Source organism: Nocardia sp. GTS18 (genome assembly GCF_013839555.1).
Taxonomy (GTDB): Bacteria; Actinomycetota; Actinomycetes; order Mycobacteriales; family Mycobacteriaceae; genus Nocardia; species Nocardia rosealba.
Genome location: NZ_JACBIU010000048.1, coordinates 19,875 through 28,469 on the forward strand (window position 1 = coordinate 19,875; position 8,595 = coordinate 28,469).

At 67.2% G+C, this 8,595-nt stretch carries 10 protein-coding genes; 6 read left to right on the forward strand and 4 right to left on the reverse strand.

Translation table 11 applies throughout. From position 1 onward, the window contains the following. Together HYG95_RS23205 and HYG95_RS23210 are read right to left on the reverse strand one after the other, a co-directional pair. Positions 1–342 (reverse strand): hypothetical protein, encoded by a 342-nt coding sequence (locus tag HYG95_RS23205; protein WP_181701039.1) that lies wholly within the window; start codon positions 340–342, stop codon positions 1–3. A 1-nt stretch (position 343) separates the two neighbouring features. Next, positions 344–1,513 carry a Rieske 2Fe-2S domain-containing protein gene (locus HYG95_RS23210; RefSeq protein WP_067640650.1) on the reverse strand — a complete coding sequence of 390 codons (1,170 nt, stop codon included), beginning with the start codon at positions 1,511–1,513 and terminating at the stop codon, positions 344–346. A gap of 161 nt (positions 1,514–1,674) precedes the next feature. Here HYG95_RS23210 and hsaA point away from each other — a divergent pair, with 161 nt between their 5' ends. From hsaA to hsaB, 4 genes are read left to right on the forward strand one after another with little or no spacing between them, the layout of a single operon-like run. Then, complete coding sequence (hsaA, locus tag HYG95_RS23215) at positions 1,675–2,838, forward strand: 3-hydroxy-9,10-secoandrosta-1,3,5(10)-triene-9,17-dione monooxygenase oxygenase subunit (RefSeq protein ID WP_181701041.1); 1,164 nt, start codon at positions 1,675–1,677, stop codon at positions 2,836–2,838. Between the two features lie 3 nt (positions 2,839–2,841). Then, positions 2,842–3,711, forward strand: a complete 870-nt coding sequence (hsaD, locus tag HYG95_RS23220) for a 4,5:9,10-diseco-3-hydroxy-5,9,17-trioxoandrosta-1(10),2-diene-4-oate hydrolase (protein WP_181701042.1) — start codon at positions 2,842–2,844, stop codon at positions 3,709–3,711. Next, positions 3,708–4,616 (forward strand): iron-dependent extradiol dioxygenase HsaC, encoded by a 909-nt coding sequence (gene hsaC / locus HYG95_RS23225; protein WP_370465896.1) that lies wholly within the window; start codon positions 3,708–3,710, stop codon positions 4,614–4,616. The genes hsaD and hsaC overlap by 4 nt, the downstream gene beginning before the upstream one ends. Positions 4,617–4,634: 18 nt before the next feature. After that, the gene (hsaB, locus tag HYG95_RS23230; RefSeq protein ID WP_181701045.1) at positions 4,635–5,213 is read left to right on the forward strand and encodes a 3-hydroxy-9,10-secoandrosta-1,3,5(10)-triene-9,17-dione monooxygenase reductase subunit; all 579 of its coding nucleotides are present in this window, start codon (positions 4,635–4,637) and stop codon (positions 5,211–5,213) included. Positions 5,214–5,406: 193 nt separating this feature from the next. On the opposite strand, the gene HYG95_RS23235 is transcribed toward hsaB, so the two are convergent. Then, positions 5,407–6,606, reverse strand: coding sequence for a saccharopine dehydrogenase family protein (locus tag HYG95_RS23235; RefSeq protein ID WP_181701046.1), 1,200 nt, complete (start codon positions 6,604–6,606; stop codon positions 5,407–5,409). Positions 6,607–6,637: 31 nt separating this feature from the next. On the opposite strand from HYG95_RS23235, the gene HYG95_RS23240 reads away from it, so the two are divergent. After that, positions 6,638–7,234: a TetR/AcrR family transcriptional regulator gene (locus tag HYG95_RS23240; RefSeq protein ID WP_181701047.1), complete on the forward strand. Its 597-nt coding sequence runs from the start codon at positions 6,638–6,640 to the stop codon at positions 7,232–7,234. 64 nt (positions 7,235–7,298) lie between these two features. Further along, positions 7,299–7,850, forward strand: coding sequence for a YdeI family protein (locus tag HYG95_RS23245; RefSeq protein ID WP_181701048.1), 552 nt, complete (start codon positions 7,299–7,301; stop codon positions 7,848–7,850). A 124-nt stretch (positions 7,851–7,974) separates the two neighbouring features. Here the strand turns inward: HYG95_RS23245 and HYG95_RS23250 are convergent. Further along, on the reverse strand, positions 7,975–8,595 hold a 621-nt coding region (locus HYG95_RS23250), incomplete at its 5' end, for a GNAT family N-acetyltransferase (protein WP_181701049.1).

Below are 8,595 nucleotides of genomic sequence, written 5' to 3' on the forward strand. Positions count from 1 at the left end.
CTAGGACGGGTTGTCGGGGACCTCGAGCACGCCCTCGTCGACCGCCCATTCGATCGTCTTCTGCAGCGACGGACAGGTGTCCGGCCGACCCGGCCGGGCACCGTGGGAACTCAGCTCGGCGAAGACCGGACAGCGCGTTTCGGGCCGTTCGGTCCACTGCACCGAGGTCTGGTGCGCACTTGCCTTGCGCACCAGCACCTCCGTGCTGCACGCCTGACACCGCAGGGGCGTCAGACCTTCGTCGAGATACCGTTGCTGGTCGAGGGCGGTCTGGGCCCGCACCGCCGCCCGGCGGGCGGGCTGATCGGCGAAATCCGGTGCTTTGGCCCAGCTGGCGGCCATGTCACACGCCCGCTTCCTCGGCCTTGCGCCGCAGGTTCTCGGCGACCTCGGCCTCCCAGGCCTCGTTCGCCTTGGTCGTGTCGACCTCGAACTCGAAGCGCTGGGTCATCTTCTCGGTGACATCGGCGATGTCCACGTAGAACTGGTCGTACCAGCGTCGCAGCTGGTAGACCGGCCCGTCCTCCTCGCACAGCAGCGGGTTCTCGACCTTGGACTTGTGCTTCCAGATCTCCACGTCCTGCAGGAAGCCGTCGCCGAAGAACGTGGTCATCGTGTTGGCCAGCTTGGTCGCGGTCTCGTCATCGATGCCCTTGGGCTTCTCGACGGTCAGGCCCCACTGCAGCACGAACGAGTCCTGGGTGACCGGGTAGTGGCAGTTGATCAGCACGACCTTCATCTCGTACCCGCTGTAGATGTTGATCAGCGGGTTGATCATGTAGGACGGACCGAAGTACGACGCCTCCGACTTGAGCAGCGTCTCACCACCGTGCTTGGCCGCCATGCCGATATCCGGGCGGCCCTTGGTCTCCAGGAACTGGGTCGCCACATGGCCTTCGAAGACGTTCTTGAAGTACGTCGGGAAGGCGTAGTGGATGTAGAAGAAGTGCGCCATGTCCACGACGTTGTCGATGATCTCGCGGCAATTCGCACCCTCGATCAGCAGCGAGTTCCACGTCCAGTCGGTCCAGCCGCTGTCGTGGGTTTCGCTCGGGTTGCCGTCCGCGTCGGTGTACACCCCCTCGATGTGCGGGATCGTGACCTCGGGCGGCGGTTCGTTGCCCTCGTGGTCGTGCCAGACGAACAGCTGACCGTTGCGTTCCAGCGTCGTCCACTTGCGGGTGCGCGCCAGCGGCGGCACCCGGCGCCCGTAGGGGATCGCGGTGCACTTGCCGCTCGCCCCCCAGCGCCAGTCGTGGAATGGGCAGGCGATGTCGTCGCCCTTCACCGAGCCCATGCTCAGGTCGCCGCCCATATGCCTGCAGTAGGCGTCGAGCACGCGGAGCTGGTCGGACGTATCGGCCCAGATCACGAGTTTGGTTCCGAAGATCTCGACCGCGTGCGGTTTACCGTCGCGGAACGTCTTCGCGAGACCGACGCAGTGCCAGCCGCGCGCGAACCTGGTCGGCGTGGTACCGACATCGAGTTCTCTCACCTTGGGGTTGACTGCCATCCCGAACCCTCCTTCTTCACTAGAACACGTTACAAAATACGGCCGGTTCACGCTAGCTGTCCGCGTTATTCCCTTCTCGACAGGAATGGGAACCTGTTCTAGTCTCAGAGACGAACGAGAACAGTTTGTCGATTCCGACAGGGCAGGAACGGGCTGGCGAAATGACGCAAGAAGTGACCGAACGGGTCGAGGCGCTGCTGCCGACGCTGCGCGAACGCGCGCAGGAGGCCGAAGACCTGCGCCGCATACCCGACGAATCCATGAAGGCACTGCAGGAGACCGGGTTCTTCCGGCTGCTGCAACCCAAGCAGTGGGGCGGGCATGCCGCCGACCCGGTGGTCTTCTACGACTCCGTGCGCCGCATCGCCAGCGCCTGTGGGTCGACGGGCTGGGTGGCAGGCATCATCGGCGTGCACAACTGGCACCTCGCACTGTTCGACCAGGCCGCCCAGGAAGAGGTGTGGGGTGAGGACACCGACGTGCGGATCTCCTCGTCGTACGCCCCCATGGGCATGGGCCAGGCGGTCGACGGCGGGTACATCGTGCGCGGTTCGTGGGCGTGGTCCTCGGGCTCCGATCACGCGACCTGGGCAGTGCTCGGTGGACCCGTCATCAAGAACGGGAAGCCGGTCGACTTCGGCAGCTTCCTGATTCCGCGCTCGGAGTACCGCATCGACGACGTGTGGAATGTGGTCGGCCTGCGCGGCACCGGTTCCAATACCGTTGTGGTGGAAGACGTCTTCGTGCCGACGCACCGCTTCCTCAGCTTCCGTGCGATGAGCGAGGGCCGCTCGCCCGGCCTGGCGCAGAATCCCGATCCGGTGTACAAGATGCCGTGGGGCACAATCCATCCCACCACCATCTCCACCCCGATCGTCGGCATGGGTTACGGCACCTACGAGGCGCACGTCGAGCATCAGGGCAAGCGGGTGCGCGCGGCCTACGCGGGTGAGAACGCCAAGGACGACCCGTTCGCCAAGGTCCGTGTGGCCGAAGCAGCCAGCGATATCGACGCCGCCTGGCGACAGCTCTCGGGCAATGTGGCCGAGGAGTACGCGCTGCTGCTCGCGGGCGAGGAAGTGCCGTTCGACCTGCGTGTGCGGGCCAGGCGCGACCAGGTGCGCGCCACCGGCCGGGTGATCGCCTCGATCGACAAGCTCTTCGAATCCTCCGGTGCCACCGCGCTGGCCAACGGCACTCCGCTGCAGCGCTTCTGGCGCGACGCGCATGCCGGACGAGTCCACGCGGCCAACGATCCCGAGCGCGCCTACGTCATGTACGGCACGCACGAGTTCGGGCTGCCCGTCACCGACGCCATGGTGTAGCCGATGACCCAGACCGCTGAGATCACCTACGCATCGACCTCACGCTTCGCGCAGGTCACCCCCTCGTTGAAGCTGCACTATCACGAGGCAGGCGTCGGCAACGGCCCGACGATCGTGCTGTTGCACGGCGGCGGACCCGGCGCCTCGGCGTGGTCGAACTTCGCCCGCAATATCCCCGTGCTGGCCGAGAACTTCCACGTGATCGCCTTGGACCAGCCGGGTTTCGGCAAGTCCGACAAGCCGGTGGATCATCCGCAGTACTTCGTGCACGCGTCCACCGCGTTGCTCGCGCTGCTCGACCACCTCGAGATCACCGATCGTGTTCACCTGCTTGGCAATTCGCTCGGTGGCGGCACCTCGGTGCGCTTCGCGCTCGACAACCCCACGCGCGCGGGCAAACTCGTGCTGATGGGTCCGGGCGGGTTGAGCACCAACCTGTTCGCGCCCGACCCGACCGAGGGCGTGAAGCTGCTCTCGGCGTTCAGCTACGCGCCGACCAGGGAGAACCTCGAGAAGTTCCTGCGGATCATGGTCTTCGACCAGTCGCTGGTCACCGAGGAGCTCATCGACGAACGGTTCGCCCAGGCGAGCACCCCCGAATCGCTGGCGGCCATGCGCGCGATGGGCAAGTCCTTCGCCGGCGCCGACTTCGAGAAGGGCATGCTCTGGCGCGACGCCTACAAACTGCGTCAGCCGGTGCTGTTGATCTGGGGCCGGGAGGATCGGGTGAACCCGCTCGACGGCGCGCTCGTAGCCACCAAGGTGATTCCCCGGGTGCAGCTGCACGTGTTCGGCGGTTGCGGCCACTGGGCGCAGCTGGAGAAGTTCGACGAGTTCAACCGGCTCACAGTCGATTTCCTCGGGAGCAAGTGATGAGTATTCGCGCACTCGGCTACATGCGCATCGAGGCCACCGACATGGCGGCCTGGCGCGAGTACGGCCTCAAGGTGCTCGGCATGATGGAGGGCACCGGGCTGAACCCCGACGCCCTCTACCTGCGCATGGACGATTTCGCCGCGCGACTGGTGATCGTCCCCGGTGAGCAGGACCGGCTGCTGGTCTCGGGTTGGGAGGTCACCGACGCGCGTGGTCTGCAGCAGTTGCGGGAGACCCTGGACAAGGCCGGGGTCGAGTACACCGAGGGCACCAAGGACGAGCTGGGCGAGCGCCGTGTCGAGGGCATGATCCGGTTCCAGGATCCGTCCGGGAACACCCTCGAGGCGTTCTACGGCGCGCAGTACCTGGGCCGCCGCTTCGTGAGCCCGTACGGCCACAAGTTCGTCACCGCCGAACAGGGGCTCGGCCACGTAGTGCTGACCTGCACCGATGATGCTGCGGCACAGTCCTTCTACCAAGATGTGCTGGGCTTCCGCCTGCGCGACTCCATGCGGCTGCCACCGCAGATGGTCGGCCGTCCCGCCGACGGCGACCCCGCCTGGCTGCGCTTCTACGGCTGCAACCCGCGCCACCACGCGCTGGCGTTCCTGCCTCTGCCGAACCCCACCGGCATCGTGCACCTGATGGTCGAGGTGGAGAACTCCGACGATGTCGGCCTGTGCCTGGATCGCGCCCTGCGCAAGAAGGTGAAGATGTCGGCCACCCTCGGCAGGCACATCAACGACAAGATGCTGTCGTTCTACATGAAGACGCCGGGCGGCTTCGATATCGAATTCGGTTGTGAGGGACTGGAAGTCGACGACGACAACTGGACGGCCCGCGAATCCACCGCGGTCAGCCTCTGGGGTCACGACTTCACCGTCGGATTCAAGCAGCAATAGGGAATGGCGGCGAGGGACATGACCGAACAGACACCGGCGATCGACGGCCGGCAATTCCGTAATGTGCTCGGGCAGTTCTGCACCGGCATCACCGTGATCACCGCGCTCGACCCCGACGGTGCGCCGATCGGGTTCGCCTGTCAGTCCTTCGCCGCCCTCTCCCTCGATCCGCCGCTCGTGCTGTTCTGCCCCACCAAGGGGTCGCGCTCGTGGGCGGCGATCGAGGCGGCGGGCAAGTTCTGTGTGAACGTGCTCGCCGAGGAACAGCAGCCGACATGTGCCCGCTTCGGCTCCCGCGAACCCGACAAGTTCGCCGGAGTCCCCTGGCACACCTCGGATCTGGGTGTGCCCGTACTCGACGATTCGCTGGCCACGATCGAATGCACGGTGGATTCGGTGGTCGACGGTGGTGACCACTTCATCGTCATCGGACGAGTCCAGGCGCTGGCGGAATCGGAGACGACGACCAATGGTCGCCCGCTGCTGTTCTACCGGGGCCAGTACACCGGCATCGAACCGGACAAGACCACCCCCGCCCCCTGGCGCGCCGACCTGGACCACTTCCTCACCACCACCAGCCTCGACACCTGGTTGTAAGTGGCGCCGGTGCTCGAGTGAGCACGCATCGCCGACGTGCACGAGCGCTGACGCCCGGTTGTGGGCTCAGCCGCGATCAGGGCGGTCAGCAGGGCGGACGACAAGCCTCGTCGTTGGCTTCGGGCACAGCCCAGCTTGTCGTTGTGAAACTCATCGTGGCGGATCGGGCGTGCCGACGTAGTGCGTCGCGGGCTCAGCGTGCCGCGATGAGGGCTGTCAGCAGGGCGGACGACAGCGCCGCGGCGTTGCTGTCGGGGGTGGCCCAGCTTCGGGTGGTGATCGTCATCGCCGCGGGGTCCGGTGCGCCGAGGCAGTGGGACGCGAAGGCTTCGAAGAACTGGTCCGGGTCGAGCAGCGTTTCAGGTGCGTGGACCCCTGGACATGGGTTCGCGGCCAGCAGCAACGCGCCGACAGCCAACGGGACGCCGGTGTTGTCGGCCATCGACAAACCGGGGACCTGACACAGCGCCGTGGCCACCCGCGCAGGCGAGCCGTGCCGTTCCCCCTCGGCGATGGCGAACAGCGGCGGCAGGCCACCGGCCGCGACGAGGGTTGCCGGGTCGGCCGGGAGCAGGCGTTCGAGGCGGGCAGCCAGGACCGCAGCGCGATCGACGGTCAGCAGGCGGCGGTTCATCGCCCAGCGCAGTGCCAGTAGCGCGGCCGAGGTCGGACGATCGGCGACGACCACCGAGGTCGCGTCCCTGACGCCGGGGAAAGCCAGCGGCAAGGTGATCGCCTCCGGGTGACCGAAGCTGCGGCCCTCACCGGTGCCGAGTCCCGGGTATTCGAGCCGAAACCGTTCCAGTGCAGGGCGTTCGACGCGTATTCCGGCCCTGGTGACCGGGATGTTCCCGCTGATCTGGCGCATGCCGTGCACGACGGCGGCGGTCGCCGCGGCGCTTTCCTCGGTGTGGGCCGAGTGGATGTTCCAGCCCGTCACCAGGGAGTCGACCCGATCGAGCTCGGCGCCCGCCCGGACCGCGAGCAGGTTCGCCACACCCGGACTCGCGCCCATGCCGAGCAGCGCCGTCACCCCGGCCGCTTTCGCCTCGGCGTCGAGGTCGAGTATGTCGGCGGTGGGTTGTGGATCGTCGCAGATGTCGATGTAGTCGCAACCCGCCGCGATGGCGGCGGCCAGGATCGGCGGGCCGAAGCGGAAGTACGGGCCGACGGTGTTCACCACGAGGTCGGTCTCGCGCAGTGCCGCGGCGAGTGACGGACCGTCGGTGACGTCGAGTGCTCGTGCTTCGGCACCCAATTCCCCGGCGACCTGGCGCGCCGCCTGTTCGTTCCGGTCGGCGATCGTCAACGCGGTGACCCTGTCGTCGCCGCGCAGGACGCGCGCCGCGACACGCCCCATTTCCCCTGCCCCACCCAGTGCCAGAACTCGCATCACTGCCTCCCCTTCGAATATATTGACTGTCATGACAGTAAATAAAATCGGCCGGCCCAGCAAGGCCCCCGAGCGGATCGCGCAGATCCTGCGGGCGGCACGCTCGGTGGTAGCCGTCGAGGGGTTCGCGAATACGACGCTGTCACGGGTCGCGACGGCGGCAGGCGTGCAACGCACCCTGGTGTTGCACTACTTCGGCAACCGGGACGGTCTCATGCAGGCGTTCATCGCCGGCGCGGTGGCGGAATACGGCGACACCCTGCTGCGGATCGGCGCCGATTCGCCGATCGAGGAACGCGTGGCACGAATGTTCGAGCCGGGCGCTTATGCGAGTCGCGACGACCTGGTCGTGTGGTGCGAACTGGTCGCGCTCGCTGCGCGGGAACCTGTTGTGCGGCAACGGCTCACGGATCTCTGGGCGGAGCGCTGGTTACCCGGACTCGAGCAGCAGCTGGCCGCCGCGTACCCGGCGGCCGCACCGGAACGGGTGGCCGCCACCGCGTACGCCCTGGCGTGCCTCTTCGAAGCGCACTGGGCTTTTCACCTCCAAGGTGTGGACCAGCCCGAGCGCACCGAGCAGGCCAAACAGGGCGCCCACACCTTGCTGGCCGCTCTGGCCGCCACGTAGACGCTGCGGAAATCGGCGAGAAACTGCTCATTCGGTGAGCACTTTGGCGGGCAGGATGGTTCTCATGACCGCGAGCATCGAATTCATCACCTGCGCCGACTCCGCCGAATGGGAATCGTGGCTGGCCGCGAACCACGCCTCGGTCGACGAGGTGTGGGTGCGGATCGCGAAGAAGGGCGCGCCGGAGCCCTCGGTGACGATCACCGAGACGCTCGACGGCGCGCTCTGCTACGGCTGGATCGACAGTCACCGGCGTTCCCTCGACGCGCATCACTACCTGCAGCGGTACTCGCCGCGACGGGCCCGCAGTCCTTGGTCGCAGGTCAATGTCGCCAAGGCCGAGGCGTTGATCGCGGCAGGCCGGATGCGGGCTGCCGGGTTCGCGGCGATCGAGGAGGCCGTTGCCGACGGTCGGTGGGCGGGGGCCTACGAACGGCAGCGCACCGCCGAGACGCCTGCGGAGCTGGCTGCCGCCCTTGCCGAATCACCGAGCGCGGCATCGGCTTACGCGACGCTCAGCCGTTCGGATCGGTACCGACTGTTCCTACCGATCCTCAAGGCCGCTACGCCGCAAGAGCGGGCGACCCGCGTCGCCCAAGCCCTCGCCGCACTCTGACCGCGACCGTTCAGCGAGGCCCCGGCGGGGTCACGTGCACCGTCCGGTAGGCCGAATCCGACACGTGCGGACGCGGCCCGGCGCACCCTGGGGCCCCCGGGCCAGGACGAAGCTGCCCGGGTACTCAGAGCTCTTTCACCAGGATTGCGCGAGTGTAGAGGAGGGAGAATCCTCGGCCTTGGGCGTTCTGTTGCGACTTGGAGCCGGGCGCGGTGGTGACAGTCGCCAGGTCACATCCGGCTTCAGCCGCGTCGATGAGACGTGCGGTGAGCAGCGCGGTCTGAACCCCTCGTCGGCGATGCGTAGGGAGGGTGGCCGCGCCCGCGAGTGCGGCGATCCCACCATCGGTGCGCATACTCGCGCCACCGGCCGCCACACCGTCACGGTAGGCGATGTAGCGACGAGTCTCGTTGGCCGAGGCCATATTTCGCATCACTTCCGCGATGGCTTCGCGCGGGAATTCCTCATGCGTCGGACCGTCATCGGGATGGGCGAACCCGTCGACGACCACATCGAGCCACGGCCCGAGATCGTCCCCGGCATCCAGTCGCACCTCCACCCCGTCCGGCGCCACCCACCCGCCGCCGTCCAACGGCATTCCCAGCACATTCTCGAACGACATCAACCGATACCCCCGCCCCGTCAGCTCCTCCGCGATACGCGGTTCCCCCAACTGCGACAACTCCACCTGCACCGGACACCCCACCCGCGCATAAGCCTCCTCGATCGCCTCCCACTCCCCCAC

What these genes read in the sequence shown, in the direction of transcription:
- HYG95_RS23240 (WP_181701047.1), top strand. Translation starts at nt 6,638, where the DNA reads ATGACAGTAAATAAAATCGGCCGGCCCAGCAAGGCCCCCGAGCGGATC.
- HYG95_RS23235 (WP_181701046.1), bottom strand. Translation starts at nt 6,606, where the DNA reads ATGCGAGTTCTGGCACTGGGTGGGGCAGGGGAAATGGGGCGTGTCGCG.
- HYG95_RS23205 (WP_181701039.1), bottom strand. Translation starts at nt 342, where the DNA reads ATGGCCGCCAGCTGGGCCAAAGCACCGGATTTCGCCGATCAGCCCGCC.
- hsaD (WP_181701042.1), top strand. Translation starts at nt 2,842, where the DNA reads ATGACCCAGACCGCTGAGATCACCTACGCATCGACCTCACGCTTCGCG.
- hsaB (WP_181701045.1), top strand. Translation starts at nt 4,635, where the DNA reads ATGACCGAACAGACACCGGCGATCGACGGCCGGCAATTCCGTAATGTG.
- HYG95_RS23210 (WP_067640650.1), bottom strand. Translation starts at nt 1,513, where the DNA reads ATGGCAGTCAACCCCAAGGTGAGAGAACTCGATGTCGGTACCACGCCG.
- HYG95_RS23245 (WP_181701048.1), top strand. Translation starts at nt 7,299, where the DNA reads ATGACCGCGAGCATCGAATTCATCACCTGCGCCGACTCCGCCGAATGG.
- hsaA (WP_181701041.1), top strand. Translation starts at nt 1,675, where the DNA reads ATGACGCAAGAAGTGACCGAACGGGTCGAGGCGCTGCTGCCGACGCTG.